Origin of the sequence: Pseudidiomarina salinarum (assembly GCF_000753715.1) — a bacterium.
Lineage (GTDB): Bacteria > Pseudomonadota > Gammaproteobacteria > Enterobacterales > Alteromonadaceae > Pseudidiomarina > Pseudidiomarina salinarum.
This window is the reverse complement of sequence record NZ_JPER01000001.1, coordinates 122952-144046: the sequence shown is the minus strand read 5'-3', so window position 1 is coordinate 144046 and position 21095 is coordinate 122952. Positions and strand designations below refer to the sequence as shown.

Here is a 21095-nt window from a genome sequence, read left to right as displayed (position 1 = left end):
ATCATGTACACTGGCGCAATGCCTCCGGTGTGACCATTTTTGTACAGGAACAGTTATGTCTGACAATAAGAACGGCACCTTAATTGAAGCCTTTAAAGAACTGCTCAATGAAGAAGCTTATGGGTCTCAGGCCGACATCGTCGATGCCCTGAAAGCCAGAGGTTTTACCAACATCAGCCAGTCAAAAGTGTCGCGGCTGCTGAGTAAATATGGCGCTGTGCGCACCCGTAACGCGCGTCAGGAAATGGTCTACTGCCTGCCGGCCGAACTGGGCATTCCCTCTACCCGGGCACCATTAACCCAATTGGTACTGGATATTCAGCATAATGATGTGATGGTGATTATCCGCACGACGCCAGGTGCGGCGCAGTTAATTGCCCGCTTGCTCGATTCAGTGGGTAAAAAAGAAGGGGTCCTGGGCACTATTGCCGGCGACGACACCATTTTTATTGCGCCGCTGAAAGTCTCTGAAATTGATTACACCCTGCAGAAAGTCAAAGAGCTGTTCGAGAACGTCTAGCCGTTGGCTTCGAGAAAATCGATCGAGGGTACAAAATAGGCCGCATTGCTGACCGCTTCGGTGTAGTCCAGCAGCGGGTCGTAGTCGCCCTGCTGATCGGCGATATAACGTTGTTTCAGCCAGTAAATCATCTGCGTCGGGTCGGCCGCGAAGTACATTCCCAGCAGCCCCTGCTCGCGCAAGTTCCCCCACGGCATATTCTGCCGCAAGATAGCCAGCGGTTCACCTTCACTACCAACCAGTCGCGCTTTCTGGGTATGAGTGACCATGCTCAGTACCGCTTCACTGATGCGCTCACCGCTAATCTTCTGGCGCCCGAACACATGTTCCTGAATTTCAGTATTTAACTGCTCCCAGCGGCGCAGGTCGTGGCGGAATTTCTGCACAAACAGGTAGCTGCCGCCCTGAAAATAAGGGTCATCATCGCTTTTTATCAGTGCCGTCTGCCGCCGGCGCAGGCCCCGCGGGTTATCCGGCGCGTCAATAAAACCCATCAGGTCACGGCCATCCATAAAGCGGAAGGTCTGCAATTGTTCCAGTAGTTCGACATCGTGGCCGAGCCACTCAAGCAACGTGCGGGCGCTCTGAAAGTTCACATCAAAGCGATCCGAGCGGATGCTCAGCAGCAGATCTACCGGCTGTCGGGGTGCCTGGCGGTCGCCGTCACGTAATTCCGGGAAGCCGGCAAGTTGCAGCGGCCGGCGGTCGGGATACAGGATATCCCAGTAGTCACTGCCGACGGCCACATAGCCGTTGAGCATGGATTCGGAGAAGCGATCATCAAGATTGGCGATAATCGCCGGAATACGGGCAATTTTACGCCGCACGCTGCCGACATCATCGGTCATCACGTTTAATAGCAAGGTCAGACCATGTAGATTCGGCTCTGCGTAGATTCCACCTTGTGCTCGTGCCATACTTCGTCCTCAATCAAGCTGCTTGCGTTGCCGCCCGGGTTGCATACAATGCGAATCCAGTGTAACAAAAATTACCCGGAATAATTCGACAAAAATACGGAGTTTTTATGGGCTTACCATTATCCTTTAAAACCACCCTCAGTGCTGCGGCACTGGTGGCATTGCTGGGCGGCTGTACCGCCAGTCCCGGCGACCAGACGGCGGCGCAATCGACAACAGTTGCAGCCCAGAGCGCCGACGAACGGTTCACCGAAGTGGCTGACCGCATCTGGAAAAACCTGCAGGAGCAGCGCACCAGTCAGGGTAATGAATTACCGGATATGTCGCCCGAAGCCCTGCAGGCGCGCGTGGACGAACAGCGCGACTGGCTGGCGCAGTTACAGGCGATATCCGCAGAACAACTGAATGAGCAGAACCGCATCAACCTGCGGATGCTGACCTATCGCATTAAGAATAACGTCGACAGCTACGATTATAAAGAACACCTGATGCCGCTCAATGCCGAAGGCGGCTTTCATAGTAATCTGGCATTTATGGTGCGTAACACCGTATTTGCCAAGCCGGAAGACTTTGACGACTACCTGCAACGGCTGGCGACCATACCGCGCTACATGCAGCAACAGACCGACTGGCTGCGCCGGGGTATGGAACAGGGTTATACTCAGCCCAAGGCCGCCATGCAGGGCTTTGAAGACAGCATTGCCGCCTTTATCGTGCAGGACCCGGCCGAGAGTACCTTCTACCAGCCGTTTCTGGTCAAGCCCCACTTTATGGACGACGAGCGCTGGCAGGCATTACAGTTGCAGGCTTATAAACTGATTGATGAAACCGTTGTCAGTGCCTATCAGGACTACTTTGAATTTATGGTAACTGATTATCTGCCCAACTGTCGTGATGACGTCGGCGCCAGTGCCCTGCCCAACGGCCGCGAGTACTACCAGAACCGGATCCGGCATTTCACGACTCTGGATTTAACGCCTGAACAAATCCATGAAATTGGCATGGCCGAAGTCGCCCGCATCCGCCATGAAATGCTGACCGTGATTGAAATGACCGGCTTTGACGGTGACTTCGATGAATTCGTTGCGTTCCTGCGTACCGACCCGCAGTTCTATCCGGAAACCGCCGAAGAGCTGCTCAAAGAAGCTGCCTATATCGCTAAACAGATGGACGGCGAGTTGCCTAAGTTATTTAAGCTGCTGCCGCGCCAGCCGTTTGGTATCGCTCCGGTACCAGCTGAAATTGCGCCGAAATACACCACCGGCCGCTATGCCGGAACCGGACGGGATGACCGCGCCAGCTTCTACTGGGTGAATACCTATGCGCTGGATCGTCGTCCACTGTATGAAATGGAAGCCCTGACACTGCATGAAGCCATGCCCGGTCACCATCTGCAAAACGCCCTGGCGCGTGAGATGGAAGGCGTTCCGGATTACCGCCGTCAGACCTATATTTCGGCCTTTGGTGAAGGCTGGGGGCTGTATGCTGAGTGGCTGGGCCTGGAAGCCGGTCTGTATCAGGACCCATACAGCAATTTTGGTCGGCTGAGCTTTGAAATGTGGCGCGCCGCTCGCCTGGTTGTAGATACCGGTATGCATGCGATGGGCTGGAGCCGGGAACAGGCCATGGAGTTTATGGCCGACAATACGGCACTCAGCCTGCACAATGTCAGAACCGAGATTGACCGTTATATTACCTGGCCTGGTCAGGCACTGTCTTACAAACTGGGTGAGATTCTGATCAAGCGTCTGCGCACTGAAGCGGAAGATGCGCTGGGAGCAGATTTTGACGTACGGGAGTTCCACCATGTGGTGCTGCGCAATGGCAGTATTCCGCTGGATGTGCTTGAGGTACAGGTACGCAACTGGATTGACAGCCAGCTGACGGAAGCGAAGGACTAAGGCTCGCCGATTGTCGCTGCCGGAAATAATACGTCGAGCGGCAGCGGCACCTCAGGTGTCAGCCCCTTCTTCTCGGGGAGGGGGTTGTTGGCGCCATCGCGCACCTGATCAGCACTGTACATCGACAAACCGATAATCCAGCCATTGGGTAAGGTTCGCACCGTGATTGGCGAAAAGGCGCCACGGGTGGTCTGCCCGCTCAGGGTCAGCCCGCGCAACCGTAAAGCCTGCGCCAGATGTTCTGCAGCGCTGGCGGTCACTTCGGTAACCAGCACGGTGCCATCCTGATACAAGCCACTGAGATCGGCCGCCCGCGGCGATGCTTTGATCGCATGTTCACCAATAATCGCCAGCGGCTGTTCTTTATAGGCAATGCTATCAGCCAGCTGACTGGCCAGCAGCATGCTGCCCCCCTCGTTATAACGCAAATCAATCAGCAGCTCAGGTGGCTGCCCCAGTAGTTGTCCGGCCTTACGCATATCTGCCGCGATAGCATCGAGCGCCTGAGCCAGGCAGCGCTGATCCGCCGCATCGTAGTTCGGTTGGTCGGATAATTCCTGTAAACTCAGCACACCCAGGTAATAACGATTATCTTGTAACAGCCCCCACCAGATCTTCCGCTCACAGGATGATGCCAGACGGCTGCTGCTAAGCTGTTGCAGCAGGTCAAAGCGGGCCCGGGCGCGCTGTGCCTCACCCACGGCAAAGGTGCTGACGCTATGGTAATTCTGCAGCTCGCGGGATAGCAGAAAGGCATGTTCGTCGCCGCCCTGGTCCAGCACCGCTGTCAGTAGTTGAAACAACGCCAGGCTTTCAGCCAGCGGCGAATCATGCAGCTCGGTGTCCAGCCGCCCGGCTTCGTAACGCCAGCGTAATAGCTGACTATAGGGTACCGGATGGCCGAACTGGGCCAGACTGAAGGTTAAGGCGTCGAGATTAGTTTGCGCGGTTTCGACCGCGCTTACCTGGCAGTTGCCGGGCAAAAACGGCGAGCGGATGAACACCACCGGCAGACCGTCGGAACGGCGCTGCAGACGAATGCTCTGGTAATCAGCGTAGACCCAGTCGTGCTGACCGGCAGCTGTGGCCGGCGTCATCACTTTTGGCAGCAGCCCTGCCGCCGCTTTATTGCAACTAGCGGGAGTCCACTGATAACGGGTAGCGATTTGATCCTGAACGTCAAGATAGGCCTGATAACGATGGGACCAGTATACCCCGTCAACCAGGGTAACTGCTGACGGGGTGCTCAGGGTTGAGCAGCCCATCAGCAGCATACTAATAAAGCCCGCTGTGATCCCTGCGCTGGCCGGTTTACGCACCGCTTACAGGTATCTGTCGTACAGCAGCTGCAGGGTGGCTTCAGCCGCCAGCTTGCCTTGTTCGGCCCAGATCTCAATAGGGTTTTCAATGATATCGTAGCCGCTGGCACCGGCTTCAACCCCGGCGAAATTCTGCGGCCGTTGCTCACTGTAACCGGAGGCGCCAGCCCGATACTCTTTATAAGCTTCCGGAATCGCAACCCGATCATCAGCCAGCAGGGTGGCATCTTCCAGCGAGGTCATGGTCAGCTGATAACCGATTGGCTCGTACTGGTATTTCTGCTCACGATACGGCAACACTTCAATCAGGAGCTTGGAATGCTTGCGTAGCATGTCCATCTCCAGCCGCTGACTGTCATCCTGCGGGTTGCGGTTACTGGTTTCCCGAATCTCGGAATCAAGCAGCCGCAAGGCCACCGCCCGGTTGACCAGGCGCACACCATATTTCAGCAACGTACTCTGGTAGCCGCGCTGGTACTCATCCCACTGGGCCGGTGTCAGCAACGGCGAGCGCCGCGGAATATCGTAGCTACGGTTCTCCACCCCCACCTGCACACTCTGCGACTCAGGCACGAAGGTGCCGTCGGTGCCGGTGGCAGTAGCGTTAATATTCAACCGTCGGTGCATGTGCCAGTCGGATACCATATCAGTGAAGGGCTCGCCGACCAGCATGATCAGCTTGGGCTTACCCGCCGCATCGTAGGCCTTGCGGAAGGTCGCCTCATCGATGCGCAGCATCGTAATATGTTCTACTTCAGCGGCCCGCTCTTTATCGAAATAGGGATCGGACAGCATCTTGCCCGCCGGTGAATCCTGCGCCAGCGCGGCGATACTGACAGCCGCAGCGGCCACACCCGCGATTAAGCGGTTAACCCGTAGTTGCCGTTTCATAATTAACGACCCTCTCTAAGCTCCACCAGAAAATACTGGGCGCGGTTATTCAGTGACATTTCGCGATAAACCGCGGTACCGTTCGCAGGAACATACACCCGCCGCCACATGCTTTCGTCCATCAGCGGCGCCTGATCCGCGTCAAAAAACATGGCTTTACCTTCTACCTGTAAATCATAGTCGGTTCGGTTGCGAATGGTAGTCCAGACTTCCAGCTGCCCGGTTTCAGTATTACGCATGCCGCTGCGATCCAGCGTCACTTTCACGGTATCGCGAACGCGGTCGCCGAACGGCGTACGGGTAATATCGGTGCGGTTCAGCGCGTGGTCGATAAACACTATGGTGTTCATTTCATTAGTCTGTGTACGCTGTACCGGATGTGCTCCGGCATAGCCGTCCTGGGTGCTATTACAGCCGGCCAGGAAGGCGCTCAGTGCCACTGCCGCCAGTACCTTGGTTTTTATATTTTTTGTCATAAACAGAACCTCATCAAATGCCCGGCTAACGCGGGCGAGAGCTATGCCAGATAATATGATTGCCACGCGGATCCTGATAGTGACGGAATACGCCTGACGGTTGATTCACTGGTTTACCTGCCAGATCCATATACACCGCCTGCCAGCTTTCCGGATTACCCGGTGTGCCGCGCAAACTGGCAACGTGCACCGCATCGGGCAGGCGCGACCAGTAACGGGTATCGGCCCGCGGCTTCACTTGCTGTGACAGGGCCATGCTGGCCACACCGATCAGCGCCAGGGTATTACCCACCTGCCCGGTACTGCCACCCGCCAGCGGCGCATACACATTAGCCGCAACACCCAGCTCGGCCAGCACTTTACCGGCTTCGGCAGTATTCTGGGCAAAGGCCGCTTTGCCTTCGACGATGGCATCTACCGGCCGGCCACCACGCGAGGTGGCCTGCCAGTAGATATTTTCTACCGGCGGCACCGGCATCAGCTCCGCACCGGTGTGGATCGCCAGTTGTTTTTCCTCAAACTGCTTACCCGGACGGAACACCAACTGATAATGGCCCATGCCATCGGCCAGCTTTCGCGGTGCCTTGCCGGTCTCGCCTATGATCAGCACGTTATCGTCCGGCCCCGGGATCGGATAATCCGGGCGCAGGGCACGCAGTTCGTCGTAGGCTTCCTGCGCCAGCCCGGTACTGCCCATTTTCTGCGCCGACCAGCCCGCCAGTAACATCATCAGGGCAAAGTCCGAGCGGTTTTGTTCTTCTTCAGCAAAGGCATCCTGCATCAGGCCGCTGATAAAACTGGCCCGGGCATTGTCATACTCGCCGTCGATCAGATAAATCAGGCCGCGGTAGTAATACACCATAGTGCGCTCATAGGGTTCGCCTTTAAAATCCTTGCGGCCCTCTTCGTGCCACAGGCTGCGGGCCTGGGTGGCAGAGTCATTATTGGCGTACACGGTTTCGATACGGGCAAGGGCTACATCAAAGCTTTCGCGGGCTTCGTTCAGGTCACCGTGATAAAACGCCGCAGTACCTATTTCCATCCGGTTCAGTACTTCGTTGCGCTGGCCTTCCTGAAACAACTTCTGGTAGAGCGGACGCAGATACGCCGGCTTGCTGGCCAGCGTATTCTGTTCCTGGGTATTTAACGCTAACGGCTGGTATTGCGCCGGGCCGGTGGCACCACAACCAGCCAGCCCCACTGCCAGCACCGCACTAGCGATAAACGACGTCGTCCTGGGCAGTTTTCTGGAATTCATAAATGCCACTCCATACATAAGTGCCAAGCTCAAGATCGATCAGTTCAAAGGTGATCTGATGATAACGCGAGCGTTCCTGACTGCCGGTGTCCATCTTGTCCAGCGACATGATCCGGCCAACCAGCCGGAAGTCAGCGCCAGCGGTCGCCGCGGTAGTACGAATGGTACCGCCGTCAACCACGCCCCGGCGTTTCAGTTCACGTTCTTTCTCAACCATGTTGGCGTATTCACGACCGACAAACACCAGCCGGCCATTGGCCGCACGGTTCAGATTAATCCGCAGCCGGTCCGTCAGCATGTTCTTGTTGATCCGCGACGAGCTTTCATTGGTAAAGTACTCGCTGTCGATGATCACCCGCGGCGACACTTCGCGGCTTACCAGCATCGAGTTGCTGAGCATATCGCGCATCATCTGATCAGTAACGGCCATGATGTCCTGTGATTCAACACCAACACCCTGAATTTTCCCGGGCTGGCGGGCATCTTCATAAACCGTTGCGCGCCCGGCAGTATTGTCGATGCGGGTACCGGCACAGCCCACCAAAGTAGTGGCAGTTACCGCTGCCACCAGGATCATTAACTTGTTCATGATTGGTTCCTTAGTAACTTACACCCACTGAAGCTTGCTGCAGGGCAACGTGATAGACCTGCTTCAGCTCAGGGTAGATACTCATCGCCGATTCCAGCGCGTCAGCATAGTGCGGGTGCGCCGAGTGCGTTACATACATCCATACTGACAGTTCTTCCAGGGTATTAAAGGAGATGTCTGAGGTACCGCGCAGGGCTTCTTCACCACCGGCCATTTCCAGCGCGACTTCACGGCCTACAGCATTACCGACTTCCTGACCAATCCAGCCACCGATGAAAGGAATATTTTCGGCCAGCTTCTGGCCAGCGTAGGCACCGGCCATACCGCCGATTGCGCCACCCATTTCAGCATTTACAGCATTGTTAACCCATTCAGCTAACACACCGTCCGTCGTATAAGGACTCATAAACTGTCCGGTATTACCCTGGATGGGGGCGGGAGCAGTTAGTTGGTGAGGCTGGGCGATTTGCGGTCCCATCGCGGCACAAGCGGTCAGCAATACGGCAACGGAAGCAACAAGCAGGAGTTTGATTTTGTTCATAGCGGTGCTCTCCAATGAGCAATAGATAAGGCCTGTTAGGCTATTTGTATTATAACGAATGCAGCTTAATTGATCAGATACTGATCAGTTGAGTTAGGATTATGCAAGTTAAAATGATTTGCAAGTGAATTTTCAAGAAATCTTTACATATTAAAAAAGCCCGCTGTATCTTGCTGATACAGCGGGCTTTTTAGTTTTTCCCGGAAGCGGATTAGCGCTTATCAGGCAACATTTAAGGTGGGTATAATGTTTTTCTTCGCTGCGGATTCAGCGGCGCGGAAGGCATCCATCTGGTCAAAATTCAGGTACTTGTAAACCTCACCAGCCATAGCGTTAATGTCTGCTGCGTACTCCAGATATTCGGCCGGTGTCGGCAGCTTACCCAGAATCGCACCCACAGCTGCCAGTTCCGCAGAAGTCAGGTACACGTTAGCGCCATCACCCAGCCGGTTCGGGAAGTTCCGGGTGGAGGTGGACAGCACGGTTGCGCCTGGCTCAACCCGGGCCTGGTTACCCATGCACAGTGAACAACCCGGCATTTCCGTACGCACGCCATTGTTGGCGTAGATGCTGTAGTAGCCTTCTTCACGCAACTGGGCTTCGTCCATCTTAGTGGGTGGCGCAATCCACAGCCGGGTTTTCAGCTCTTCGGTGTTCTTCTCGAGCAGCTTACCGGCGGCACGGAAATGGCCGATGTTGGTCATGCACGAACCGATAAAGACTTCATCTACCTTATCGCCGGCCACTTCGCTCAGGAATTTGGCATCATCCGGGTCGTTCGGACAACAGACGATCGGCTCTTTGATGTCGCTAAGGTCGATCTCGATGACTTCAGCGTATTCCGCATCCGCATCGGCGCGCATCAGTGACGGGTTCGCCAGCCACTCTTCCATCTTACGGGCACGACGCTCAAGGGTACGCACATCGCCATAGCCTTCGTTGATCATCCAGCGCAGCATAGTGATGTTCGAACGCAGGTACTCAGCGACTGATTCTTCCGACAGGTTAATCGTACAACCAGCGGCAGAGCGCTCGGCTGAGGCATCAGATAATTCAAATGCCTGTTCTACAGTCAGGTGATCCAGACCTTCGATTTCCAGGATGCGGCCTGAGAACGCGTTTTTCTTGCCACGCTTCTCAACCGTCAGCAGCCCTTCTTTAATGGCGAACGCAGGAATCGCATGCACCAGATCGCGCAGGGTAATACCTGGCTGCATGTCACCTTTAAAACGCACCAGTACCGATTCCGGCATATCCAGTGGCATCACGCCGGTAGCCGCTGCAAAAGCAACCAGACCTGAACCGGCCGGGAAGGAAATACCCAGCGGGAAACGGGTATGCGAATCGCCGCCGGTACCTACAGTATCAGGCAGTAACATGCGGTTCAGCCAGCTGTGAATAATGCCATCGCCAGGACGCAGACTAACGCCGCCACGGTTCATGATGAAATCTGGCAGGGTATGCTGAGTTTCCACATCCACCGGCTTCGGATAAGCGGCGGTATGACAGAAAGACTGCATGGTCAAATCGGCAGTAAAGCCAAGACAGGCCAGATCTTTCAGTTCATCACGGGTCATCGGCCCGGTGGTGTCCTGCGAGCCCACGGTGGTCATCTTAGGTTCACAGTAGGTACCTGGCCGCACGCCCGTTACGCCACAGGCCTTGCCAACCATTTTCTGCGCCAGGGTGTAACCCTTGCCGGTGTCCGCTGGTTGCTCTGGCTTCAGGAACAGCTCGGACGGCCCCAGGCCTAAGGTTTCCCGCGCTTTTTCAGTCAGCGCCCGGCCAATGATCAGGTTGATCCGGCCGCCGGCACGGACTTCATCCAGAATCACCCGTGAGGCATAGTCGTACTCAGCAAGTACATCGCCCTGCTGGTTTTCAATTTTGCCCTGATACGGATAAATGGTGATCACATCACCCATGTTCATCTTGTCGACATCGGCCTCAAATACCAGCGCGCCTGCATCTTTCATAGTGTTAAAGAAAATCGGCGCTACTTTGCTGCCGATACAGATGCCGCCGGCACGTTTGTTAGGGGTGCCCGGCATATCTTCACCGATAAACCACAGCACCGAGTTGGTCGCTGATTTACGTGATGAGCCGGTGCCTACTACGTCACCAACAAAAGCAACCGGGTGGCCTTTTTGCTTGAGCTCTTCGATTTGCTTCGCTGCGTCAGTAATGCCTTCGCGTGGCATTTTGTACATGGCTTTGGCATGCAGGGGGATATCAGGACGTGACCAGGCGTCAGGCGCTGGTGACAGGTCGTCGGTGTTGGTTTCGCCGGTCACCTTAAATACGGTGGCAGTGATCTGATCAGGCAGTTTGTCACGACCGGTAAACCATTCGGCGTTAGCCCAGGATTCAACCACTTCTTTGGCCAAGGCGTTGCCGGCCCGCATTTTCTCTTCAACGTCATGATAGGCATCAAACATCAGCAGGGTATGCTTAAGCTCGTGCGCCGCTAATTCGGCCAGTTCCGGGTGATCCAGCAGATCAACCAAAGTCACGATGTTGTAACCGCCGTGCATATTACCCAGTAATTTGACGGCATCCTGCTTAGAAATCAGTGGCGAACTGCTTTCGCCTTTAACGATGGCGTCCAGGAAACCGGCTTTTACATACGCCGCTTCATCTACACCTGGTGGCACGCGCTCGGCCAGCAGTTCCACCAGAGTGGCTTCTTCGCCTGCTGGTGGGTTCTTTAATAATTCAACTAAATCAGCAACTTGTTCTGCTGTGAGTGGCTTAGGTGGGATGCCTTCGGCGGCCCGCTCTTCGACATGCTTACGATATTCTTGCAGCACTGATTACCCCTTTTGCTGTTGCGGTTTAAAAAAGTCGCGCAATTATAGGGGTTTTGCCGGCGGAATAGAATTCATCCTGACCAATAACCGCTTAATCTTTATGATAAATCCGGTGAATGGGCAAAAGCACCCCAAATCAGCTGGCCAGCGGGCCCGGCAATACGTTCGGCTGAGCGCACCAGATGCACTTCAAGGTGCACTTCATTGATAAAGCCCGGGATCTCAATCTGCAGTAAGGCACCGCGGGCGACGGCTTCATTGACCAGATCGCCGGGGCAGATGCCCCACCCCATGCCCGCCAGCAGCAGTTCGCGCTGGGCAATGGAATCATTGACCCGGATCCGCTGCTGGCCAGGCATGCGAATCATCCGGTCCAGGTTGATGCCGATATCCTGATCCTGGGGGATCAGCATGGGCAGATCCAAGAGTTCATGGCGCTGCCTTGGCATGCCGCCGTAGCGCTCAACCAGCTCGGGTGCAATTACCACCAGCAGTTCAAAGGGGCGCACCAGCCGGGTCTCGAAGTCGCCGTGCTGACGGAAAATCGGCAGCCAGGGGCATAGCGCCAGGTCGGCATCACCACTGCTGACGCTGCGCAATGACTTTAGCTGGGATTCACCGCTGAGCAGTAGTTCAGTGGCCGGATAATTTTGCTGTACCTGTCGCATCGCGGCGAACAGCAGCGACGGCGAACAGGTGTGGTCATAGGAAATCCGCAACTGGGGCTCAGCGCCGCTCTGCAGTTGCAGGGTCAGGGACTGTAACCGCTGTTGCTGCCGCAGCACTTCGCGCGCCTGGCGCAGAAACTGCTCTCCGCGGGTGGTCAGCCCAAGCCGGTAGGTATCGCGATCAAACAAAGGGAAACCGGCGTCCTGCTCCAGTTTCTTCAGCGCCATACTGACTGCCGCCTGCGTACGGTGCAGCTTATCTGCCGCGCCTTGCAGCGAGCCGGTGTCAGCGAGCGCATCAAGCATTTGCAACTGTTGAATCTTCATAAGCGTTTCTTAATATCTGGATAATATAAATTAAATATTACTTTACATCTTTCTGGCTTAGAATAGCCAGCATAATTGCTAAACCCGCACCTGAATCCGGAGTATTTAATGAGAACCCTGGTTAGCTATCTGACCCTTATTGCCGCACTGGTACTTATCAGCGCCTGCAGCGACGCTATCTCTGACGATGCGCAGCAAGCGGCGGTGCAACCAGTCAAGATTTATCAGATCCAGGATACCGACAGCCAGCGGCTGCGTAGCTTCCCCGCTGTGGTTGAAGCCGCTGAGGTGGCGCAACTGGCATTCCGGGTGGGCGGCGAAATCACTGAGTTTCCGGTGCGGCCCGGTACCCATGTTGACGAAGGCCAGTTGATCGCCCGGCTCGATCCCACCGATTACCAGCTGATCGTGAATCAGGCCCAGGCCCAGTACAACCTCGCCGAAGCGCAATTTAATCGCACCGAAAACCTGGTCGCCAAAGGTGTTGTCTCCGCGCAGCAGTTCGATGAGGTACGCGCCAACCGCGATATCAGCAAAGCAAATCTGGACACCGCCCGCGCTAACCTGGGCTATACCGAACTGCGCGCGCCTTTTGCCGGCACCATCGCCCATGTGTTTGTCGAAAAGCATGAAACCGTGCAGCCGCAACGTCCGATAGCTACATTGCAACTGGATAACGCCATTGATGTCAGTATCCGGGTGCCGGAGAATCTGTTTTCACAGGTACAACGCCAGACTGACTATCAGCCTGATGTGATCTTCCCCGCCGCCCCCGGCGAGCGCTTCAAAGCCAGCCTGAAAGAGTGGGACGCCATGGCGGATCCGGCCTCAAATACCTTCAAGGTGGTTTTCACTTTACCGACGCCGCCGGCGGTTAATTTATTACCGGGCATGTCTGCCACTGTGCTGGTGGATACCCATGCGGTTACGGCTGCACCCACTGCTACCCTGCTGGTGCCGGCCAGTGCGGTATTTGTGCCCACCACGCAACCCGTCGACGGTGGCTTCCAGGTCTGGATCTACCAACCGGACAGCGGTACCGTCACCCGGCGCGGTGTCATTATCGGCGATATAAGCAGCGCTGGTATTGAGATCATCCAGGGTCTGGCCATCGGCGATCAGATCGTCATCGCTGGCGTGCATCAGCTTAGCGAAGGTCAGCAGGTAAGGCCCTGGGTGAAGGAGCGCGGCCTGTAATGAATATTGCCCGTTACAGCATCAAGCGCAGCACCACCAGTTGGTTGTTCTTACTGATCCTGCTCATCGGCGGCATTGTCGCCCTGCTCTCGATCGGCCGGCTGGAGGATCCTGAGTTCACCCTGAAGCAGGCGATGGTGGTTACCCCCTATCCCGGCGCCACCGCCCAGCAGGTTGAAGAGGAAGTTACTTATCGGCTTGAGAATGCCATGCAGGAACTGAGTTATGTTGATCACATTACTTCAGTATCTAAGCCCGGCTTAAGCCAGATCATGATTGAAATGCGCAGCACCTTTCGTAAAGACGATATGCCGCAGATCTGGGATGAGCTGCGCCGCAAGATCAACGATACCAAAGTCCAGCTACCACCCGGCACTGGTGAGCCTGTGGTGCATGACGATTTTGCTGATGTCTATGGCGTGTTGCTGGCCATTACCGGCGCGGACTACAGCTATCAGGATATTTCCGATTACACCGATTACCTGCGCCGTGAGCTGGTGCTGGTGAAAGGCGTGGGTAAGGTCATGGTCAGCGGCAAACAGCAGGAGCAGGTGACCGTTGAAGTATCCCGCGTCAAGCTGGCGAATTTTGGCATTCCGCCGCAGCAAGTCATCAATCTGCTGCAAACCCAGAACCTGGTCAGCGATGCCGGCCGGGTGATGCTGGGCGATGAGCGCCTGCGCATTCACACCACCGGCGAATTTGCCAGCGTTGACGAACTGGCCGACCTGCTTATCAGCAATCCCGGTGCCGAAGAGCGCATTATGCTGCGCGATGTAGCCACTATCAGCCGTGACTATCAGCTGATTCCTGATCACCTGCTGCGCTTTAACGGCGAAGCCGCGCTCTGGCTGGGTATTTCTTTTGCCGAAGACGTGAACGTGGTTGAGGTCGGCGGCCGCCTGATGGAGCGGCTGGAAGAGCTGAAGTTCGCCCAGCCGGTAGGGATGCAGGTCAGCAAGATCTACGACCAGCCGGCGGAAGTCGAAAAATCGGTTACCAGTTTTCTGATTAATCTGGCCGAAGCCGTAGCCATTGTGGTGATGGCTCTGCTGCTGACCATGGGCCTGCGCAGCGGCGTGCTGATTGGCGGGGTACTGCTGCTCACGGTACTGGGCAGCTTTATGCTGATGTACCTGGCCGATATCCAGTTGCAGCGGGTCTCATTGGGCGCGCTGATTATTGCGCTGGGGATGCTGGTTGATAACGCCATTGTTATCGCCGAGGGCATGCTGGTTGGCATTCGCCGCGGGTTAACGCGAATTCAGGCGGCTTCGCAGGTGGTCCAGCAGAATATGTGGCCCCTGCTGGGGGCGACCTTTATTGCCATTATCGCCTTCGCGCCTATAGGTTTATCCGAGGATGCCAGTGGTGAATTTGCCAACTCGCTGTTCTGGGTGCTCTTTATTTCACTGCTGCTGAGCTGGTTTACCGCCATCACGCTGGTGCCCTTTCTCGGCAATATCCTGTACCGCCGCGATGCCCGGGCCCGCTCGGCCACCCAGCAGCCGGAAGATGAACAACATATTTATGACCATTGGGTGTTTCACGGCTACCGGCGCGCGCTGCAGCATTTTCTAAACTGGCGCAAAACCACCGTGGTGGCAATGACGCTGTTGCTGGTGGTGGCGGTGATTGGCTTTAGCCAGATCAAGCAGTCGTTTTTCCCGCCCTCCAATACGCCAATCGCCTACGTTGACCTCTGGTATCCCCAGGGTACTGATATCCGCGCTACCGCTGATCAGGTGGAGCAAATTGAAGCGCATCTGACCGCTAATTATCTGGGCCAGCAGCAACTCGACTTTGTGGCGACCACCATCGGCCGCGGCGGTCCGCGCTTTACCCTCACCTATGTGGTGGAAAAAGCCTACGAAGGCTATGCCCAGCTGATTGTGCGCGGCCCCGACAATGAGACTCTGGACCAGGTATTGCTGGAGCTTGGCGAGTATCTTCGCGTGCAGCAACCGGGGGTTGAATTCAAGTTTAAACGGGTGGAAATGGGGCCCGCCCAGAGCGCCAAAATTGAAGCGCGTTTCAGCGGCCCGGATCCCCTGGTGCTGCGCCGGCTCAGCGCACGGACGCAGGATATTCTGGCGGCTGATGCGGGTACCCGCAATATCCGCGACGACTGGCGCCAGCGCACTAAGGTGCTGCGCCCGGAATTCAATGAAGCAGCCGCCCGGCGCCTTGGCATCACCAAAGCCGATGTGAATGAAGTACTGAAGCGCAACTTTACCGGCCAGACCGTTGGCGTTTACCGCGATGGCACCGACCTGCTGCCGATCGTGGTGCGGGCGCCAGCCACCGAGCGCGCCGATCTGGATAACTGGCAGGAACTGCAGGTATACAGCTCGGCGCTGCAACAGTCGCTGCCGCTGGGCCAGGTGGTGCATGACATTCAACTGACTGCAGCGGATGATTTGATCCTGCGCCGTGATCGTAAACGCACCTTAACCGTGATGGCCGACCATGACATTTTCGGTGAGGAAACACCGGCTATGGTACTGGCCCGGGTGCGTCCGGCGATTGAAGCCATCCCGCTGCCGGTTGGCTATCAGCTGCAATGGGGCGGTGAGTACGAAGCCTCAGCCAAAGCCACGGGCGCGGTATTTGAAGCCCTGCCACTGGCCTTTATAGTGATGTTTGTGCTGACGGTGCTGCTGTTCAGTTCCATTCGCCAGGCCGGCGTGCTCTGGGCTACGGTGCCGCTGAGTATTATCGGCGTTACCCTGGGGCTGTGGCTGACCGGCCAGCCGTTTGGTTTTATGGCCCTGCTCGGCTTTCTCAGCTTGTCGGGCATGCTGATCAAAAATGGTGTGGTATTGCTGGAGCAGGTGCGTACCGAGCGCGCCACCGGTAAAGATCAACTGGTGGCCTTAATCGATGCGTCGGTAAGCCGCGTGCGGCCCGTCGCTATGGCAGCCGCTACCACTATCGTGGGCATGACACCCTTGTTATTCGATGACTTTTTCGCCAGTATGGCGGTAGTCATTATGTTCGGCCTTGGGTTTGCGACCCTGCTAACCCTGGTCATTGTTCCGGTCATGTATGCGATGGTGATGCGAGTGAAATGAGCCGTGCCCGCTGGTTGCAGATAACAGGTAGTGCCTTACTCGTGCTATGGCTGCTGGGCGAGCAGGCCGGGTTCTGGCCCAGCCCCCTGCTGCAACGACTGGAATGGATCAGTTATGACCAGCGGGTGAATGCCACCCTCCCGGACGCCGCCCCCGAACAAATCGTGGTGGTCGACATTGACGAAGCCAGCCTGCAACAACTCGGCCAGTGGCCCTGGCCGCGGACTCAGGTTGCCGAACTGATTCAGACGCTGTTTGATGATTATCAGATCCAGCTGCTGGGGCTGGACCTGGTATTCGCCGAGCAGGAACAAAACCTGCTGCGACAGCAGTGGCAGCAATTGCGTCGGGAATATTCGGCGCTGGCCGACAGCGACCCGCCCGCAGGGGGCGATCAGTTGCTGGCCCGCACCATCAGCAATTACCCGGTGGTAATGGGCTACTACTTTGAGCGCACCAATCCCACGGACGCCGCGAATCCGACTGCCAGTACCGGCATCCTGCCACCGCCTTTAGTTCTTCAGCGCCCGGAGCAGAATCCGCCCCCCCCACTGACTGAACTACCGCTCATCCGACCCGATCGTTATTCCGCAAATTTGCCGGTACTGCAGCAGGCTGCACTTGGCGCCGGTTTCTTTGATAACCCGACAGTGGATGCCGATGGTATTTTCCGCCGCGTCCCGCTGGTGCAGGATTACCAGAATCAGCTTTATCCGTCGCTGCCACTGGCGATGTTTCAGTTGCTGCTGGGGCAGCCACCGGTTGCGCTCGATGCCCATTTTGCCGGTGACATCTGGCACCTTGAAGGGCTGGATTTTGGTGGCTATTATTTCCCGACAGATGCCCGCGCTGCGGTACTGGTGCCCTGGTATGGTCCGAGCGGAACTTTTACCCGGGTCAGTGCCGCTGATGTGCTCAGTGGTAGCGTCAACCCGGGACAACTCAGCGGCCGCATTGCACTACTGGGTACTTCGGCGCCGGGGCTGATGGACCTGCGCTCAACGCCGGTCAACGCGGTATTTCCAGGCGTTGAGATCCACGCCTCCTTGCTCGCTGGTATGCTGCAGATGAATTTCAAGCACCAGCCAGGCTACGCCACCGGCATGACGGTGGTTGGGCTGTTGTTATTGGGCCTGCTGATGACTTGGCTCTATCCGCGCCTGCCGGCAATCGCCCTGCTGAGTATTAGTGCCGCGTTACTGGTGGCGCACGCAGCAGCCAACTTGTATGCCTGGCATCAGGGCCTGGTACTGCCGTTAGCTTCAGGTCTGCTGCTGGTGGTGCTGCTGACAGGCTGGCATCTGGCGTGCAATTTCTGGCGCGAGTCGGCCGCCAAACGCCAGGTTGCGGCGCAATTCGGACTGTATGTGCCGCCGGAGCTGGTCAATGACATCGTCGCCCATCCCGAAGCGCAGGATCTGACCGGTCAGGTCAAAGAGCTTACCGTACTCTTTTCAGATGTGCGGGGCTTTACTTCCTTTGCCGAGCAGGTGCCGCCGGCCCAGCTCACCACCGTGATGAACCAGTTGCTATCGCCGGTTACCCGTGCCATACATGAGCATCGCGGTACCATCGACAAGTATATGGGTGATGCGGTGATGGCCTTCTGGGGAGCGCCGCTACCAGATAATGACCATGCCTGGCATGCGGTACAGGGCGCCGTTGCCATGCAGCGCGCACTAGTCGATACCAATCAGCAGTTCCGCCAGCAGGGCCTGCCGGCGCTGCAGATGGGCATTGGCGTGCATACTGGTGCGATGAACGTCGGCAACATGGGTTCAGACTTCCGCATGGCGTATACCGTGCTTGGCGATAATGTGAATCTCGGTTCACGAATTGAAGGCCTGACGAAAGTTTACGGCACTCCCATATTAATTAGTGAGGATACCTGTCAGGCGCTTACCGCTGAACAGCGCCAGCAACTGCCACTGCGCCCCGTCGACAAGGTGCGCGTAAAAGGCCGGCAGGCGCCGGTGATGCTGTTCCAGGTGCTTAGTGAAACGCCCGATGAGAAGAGCCGCTATGCGCTCACCAGCGGCTGGCAGGCCTATCAACAAGGCGACTTCAATGCCGCCCTTGATTACTATAAAGCGGCGCTGGCAGCTGAGCCCGATGACGCATTGGCCTTGCTGTTCCGGGACCGTTGCCACTATTATCTACAAGAGCCCCCGCCGGCTGACTGGGACGGGGTTTTTACACACGAACAAAAATAATGAGGCCCGGCTTTATGGCCACTGCAGACTTGCTGGAGCGTATTCGCTATCTGAATAAAATTGGCATTGCGCTATCGGCTGAACGCGATCATATCAAGCTGCTCGAGCTTATCCTAAGCAGCGCGCGGACCCTAACCGGTGCCGATGCAGGCTCTTTATATCTGGTTGAGGGCGAGCAACTGGCCTTCGCCCTGGTGCAGAACGACAGTCTGAACATTCATTTTGGCGGCAGCGGTACGCCACTTACCGACAGTTTTAAGCCACTGCCGCTTTATCTTGCCGGCGGCCAGTCCAACGACAGGCTAATCGTCGCCCACAGCGTGTTGCACGAAAAGACCGTCGTGGTGGACGATGCCTATGATGCCGATGGTTTTGATTTCTCCGGCACCCGCGCCTTCGATGAGAAGACCGGCTACCGGACCAGGTCGGTGTTAGTGGTTCCGCTTAAGAATCACGAGAACGAGGTTATTGCCGCCCTGCAGCTGATCAACAAGCAGGCCGATGGTAACACTGTGCCCTTTCCTGACGACGATATTGATCTGACCCAGTCGCTGGCATCGCAGGCCGCGGTGGCACTGACCAACCAACGGTTGGTGGAGGAGCTGCACCACCTGTTTGAGAGTTTCACCCGGGTTATCGCCAATGCCATTGATGCCAAGTCGCCGCAGACCGGTGCCCATTGCCGGCGGGTGCCGGAGCTGACGCTGATGATTGCCGATGCCGCCAGTGGCGCCGATTATCCCGGCCTGCGGGATTTTGAACTGAGCCGTGAGGGCCGCTATGAGCTGGAAACCGCGGCCTGGATGCACGATTGCGGTAAAATTGTCACGCCGCCCCATGTGGTTGAAAAAAGTCGCAAACTAGAAACCATCTATGATCGTATCGAAACGATAGCGGCTCGTTTCGCCGCCCTGGCCCAGACCAGTGAATGGCAGGATAAAACGGACCAGCTGCGCGACGACCTGGCATTTCTGGAACAAACCAACCTGGGTGGCGAATTCATGAATGACGACGCGATCGATCGGGTAAAAGCCATAGGCCGGCGTCGCTACCCGGATCTTAACGGCGAACTACAGCCGCTGCTGACCGACGACGAAATAAACTATCTATGTATCCGCAAGGGCACCCTGACCACTGATGAACGTCAGATTATGAAAGACCACATGGTGCACACCATCAATATGCTCGAGCAACTGCCCTTTCCCAAACATTTACGGCGGGTGCCGGAATATGCCGGCGGCCATCACGAACGTATGGACGGCAAAGGCTACCCCCGTGGATTAACCCGCGAGCAGATGTCGGTGCCGGCCCGGATGATGGGCATCGCCGATGTGTTCGAAGCCTTAACCGCGCCGGAACGCAGCTATAAAAAGCCGATGTCGCTGTCGCAGAGCCTGACTATTATGGGCCGAATGGTGGAAGACAACCATCTGGATCCGGATTTGTTCCGACTGTTTATAGATAAGCGGGTTTATCTGACCTACGCCAGCGAATATCTGACGGACGCCCAGATTGATGAGATTGATCTGGACCAGCTACCAGGATACCGACCCGCATGAATATCAAGGTACTTGGATTCAGCGGCGGTATAGGCGGCACCAGCGGCACCACCTGCCTGCAACTCAATGAGCGGGTGCTGATTGACGCCGGCTCGGGTCTTGCTGAGCTGTCGCTGCCAGAGATGAAGGCCATCCGCCATGTGCTGCTGACCCATGCTCATATGGACCACATTTGTTTTCTGCCGATGTTACTGGCCAACATCATCGGTCAGCAATCTGAGCCTGTCACTGTCTACGCTTCGGCCGCTACCCTGGATGTGCTTAAAAGGCATTTGTTTAACTGGGAGATCTGGCCGGATTTCACCCGGCTTCCTGATGTGGACAACCCGTGCCTGAAAATGCAGGCCATTACTGATAGCGATTTGCTGGCACTGGACGGCATGCTGATCCGTCCTTTTGTGGTTGATCATTCAGTGAGCACCTTTGGCTATGCCGTGCGGAAAGATAACCGCCAGACCGTATTTACCGCCGATACCGGTTATGACGAACGGCTGGTTGGACAACTTGATGCCCTTGGTTATATTGACGATCTGATCCTGGAGTGCTCCTTCCCCGATCACCTGGCCGAACTTGCCAGGAGCTCCGGACACCTGACCCCCCAGCTGGCGGCACGGTTAGTTGAAAGTCTGGATCAGTCGCCGGGCCAGATCTGGGTAACCCACTTAAAGCCCTCTTATGAAAGTGAGCTGCGCCAGACACTCAGTGCCCATGTCGCGACCAGCCACTGGCATATCCTGGCCGATCGGGGCAAACTGCCGAAAATTTAGTTCTAACATAAGTTGCACTATGGGCGCGGCAGGCCTAACATTATGGCAACAAGAATAAGGACTCATTC

16 protein-coding genes are annotated in these 21095 nt (G+C 56.3%); 7 read left to right on the top strand and 9 right to left on the bottom strand.

What is annotated here, in order from left to right; translation table 11 throughout:
• Positions 1-55 precede the first annotated feature (55 nt).
• The gene (gene argR, locus IDSA_RS00635) at positions 56-520 is read left to right on the top strand and encodes a transcriptional regulator ArgR (protein ID WP_034773479.1); all 465 of its coding nucleotides are present in this window, start codon (positions 56-58) and stop codon (positions 518-520) included.
• Here argR and IDSA_RS00630 read toward each other — a convergent pair.
• A complete protein-coding gene (locus IDSA_RS00630; RefSeq protein WP_034773477.1) occupies positions 517-1437 on the bottom strand; it encodes a Dyp-type peroxidase in 921 nt (306 codons plus the stop codon). The two genes, argR and IDSA_RS00630, sit on opposite strands and share 4 nt — an antisense overlap.
• Positions 1438-1544: 107 nt before the next feature.
• Here IDSA_RS00630 and IDSA_RS00625 point away from each other — a divergent pair, with 107 nt between their 5' ends.
• Complete coding sequence (locus tag IDSA_RS00625) at positions 1545-3338, top strand: DUF885 domain-containing protein (RefSeq protein ID WP_034773476.1); 1794 nt, start codon at positions 1545-1547, stop codon at positions 3336-3338.
• On the opposite strand, the gene IDSA_RS00620 is transcribed toward IDSA_RS00625, so the two are convergent.
• From IDSA_RS00620 to IDSA_RS00585, 8 genes are all read right to left on the bottom strand, one after another.
• Entirely contained in the window at positions 3335-4657 is a 1323-nt protein-coding gene (locus IDSA_RS00620; RefSeq protein WP_126760544.1) for a S41 family peptidase, read from the bottom strand. The two genes, IDSA_RS00625 and IDSA_RS00620, sit on opposite strands and share 4 nt — an antisense overlap.
• A gap of 3 nt (positions 4658-4660) precedes the next feature.
• Positions 4661-5548 (bottom strand): hypothetical protein, encoded by an 888-nt coding sequence (locus IDSA_RS00615; protein ID WP_034773473.1) that lies wholly within the window; start codon positions 5546-5548, stop codon positions 4661-4663.
• A 2-nt stretch (positions 5549-5550) separates the two neighbouring features.
• On the bottom strand, positions 5551-6024 hold the full coding sequence (locus IDSA_RS00610) for a putative periplasmic lipoprotein (RefSeq protein ID WP_051985966.1): 474 nt from the start codon (positions 6022-6024) through the stop codon (positions 5551-5553).
• Between the two features lie 25 nt (positions 6025-6049).
• On the bottom strand, positions 6050-7282 hold the full coding sequence (locus IDSA_RS00605) for a COG3014 family protein (protein ID WP_198024026.1): 1233 nt from the start codon (positions 7280-7282) through the stop codon (positions 6050-6052).
• The gene (locus IDSA_RS00600) at positions 7239-7871 is read right to left on the bottom strand and encodes a penicillin-binding protein activator LpoB (protein ID WP_051985964.1); all 633 of its coding nucleotides are present in this window, start codon (positions 7869-7871) and stop codon (positions 7239-7241) included. The genes IDSA_RS00605 and IDSA_RS00600 overlap by 44 nt, the downstream gene beginning before the upstream one ends.
• A gap of 10 nt (positions 7872-7881) precedes the next feature.
• The gene (locus IDSA_RS00595; RefSeq protein WP_034773471.1) at positions 7882-8412 is read right to left on the bottom strand and encodes a hypothetical protein; all 531 of its coding nucleotides are present in this window, start codon (positions 8410-8412) and stop codon (positions 7882-7884) included.
• A 221-nt stretch (positions 8413-8633) separates the two neighbouring features.
• Positions 8634-11222, bottom strand: a complete 2589-nt coding sequence (acnB, locus tag IDSA_RS00590; RefSeq protein ID WP_034773467.1) for a bifunctional aconitate hydratase 2/2-methylisocitrate dehydratase — start codon at positions 11220-11222, stop codon at positions 8634-8636.
• A 98-nt stretch (positions 11223-11320) separates the two neighbouring features.
• The gene (locus IDSA_RS00585; protein ID WP_034773465.1) at positions 11321-12217 is read right to left on the bottom strand and encodes a LysR family transcriptional regulator; all 897 of its coding nucleotides are present in this window, start codon (positions 12215-12217) and stop codon (positions 11321-11323) included.
• Positions 12218-12325: 108 nt separating this feature from the next.
• Between IDSA_RS00585 and IDSA_RS00580 the strand changes: the two genes are divergently transcribed.
• Genes IDSA_RS00580 through IDSA_RS00560 form a run of 5 tightly spaced genes read left to right on the top strand, consistent with a single transcriptional unit; the run spans position 12326 to position 21027 of the window.
• The gene (locus IDSA_RS00580) at positions 12326-13414 is read left to right on the top strand and encodes an efflux RND transporter periplasmic adaptor subunit (RefSeq protein WP_034773462.1); all 1089 of its coding nucleotides are present in this window, start codon (positions 12326-12328) and stop codon (positions 13412-13414) included.
• The gene (locus IDSA_RS00575; protein WP_034773460.1) at positions 13414-16488 is read left to right on the top strand and encodes an efflux RND transporter permease subunit; all 3075 of its coding nucleotides are present in this window, start codon (positions 13414-13416) and stop codon (positions 16486-16488) included. The genes IDSA_RS00580 and IDSA_RS00575 overlap by 1 nt, the downstream gene beginning before the upstream one ends.
• On the top strand, positions 16485-18701 hold the full coding sequence (locus IDSA_RS00570; RefSeq protein WP_051985963.1) for an adenylate/guanylate cyclase domain-containing protein: 2217 nt from the start codon (positions 16485-16487) through the stop codon (positions 18699-18701). The genes IDSA_RS00575 and IDSA_RS00570 overlap by 4 nt, the downstream gene beginning before the upstream one ends.
• 14 nt (positions 18702-18715) lie before the next feature.
• Entirely contained in the window at positions 18716-20260 is a 1545-nt protein-coding gene (locus tag IDSA_RS00565; protein ID WP_232221243.1) for an HD-GYP domain-containing protein, read from the top strand.
• On the top strand, positions 20257-21027 hold the full coding sequence (locus tag IDSA_RS00560; protein ID WP_034773456.1) for a 3',5'-cyclic-nucleotide phosphodiesterase: 771 nt from the start codon (positions 20257-20259) through the stop codon (positions 21025-21027). The genes IDSA_RS00565 and IDSA_RS00560 overlap by 4 nt, the downstream gene beginning before the upstream one ends.
• The last annotated feature ends 68 nt before the right edge of the window (positions 21028-21095 follow it).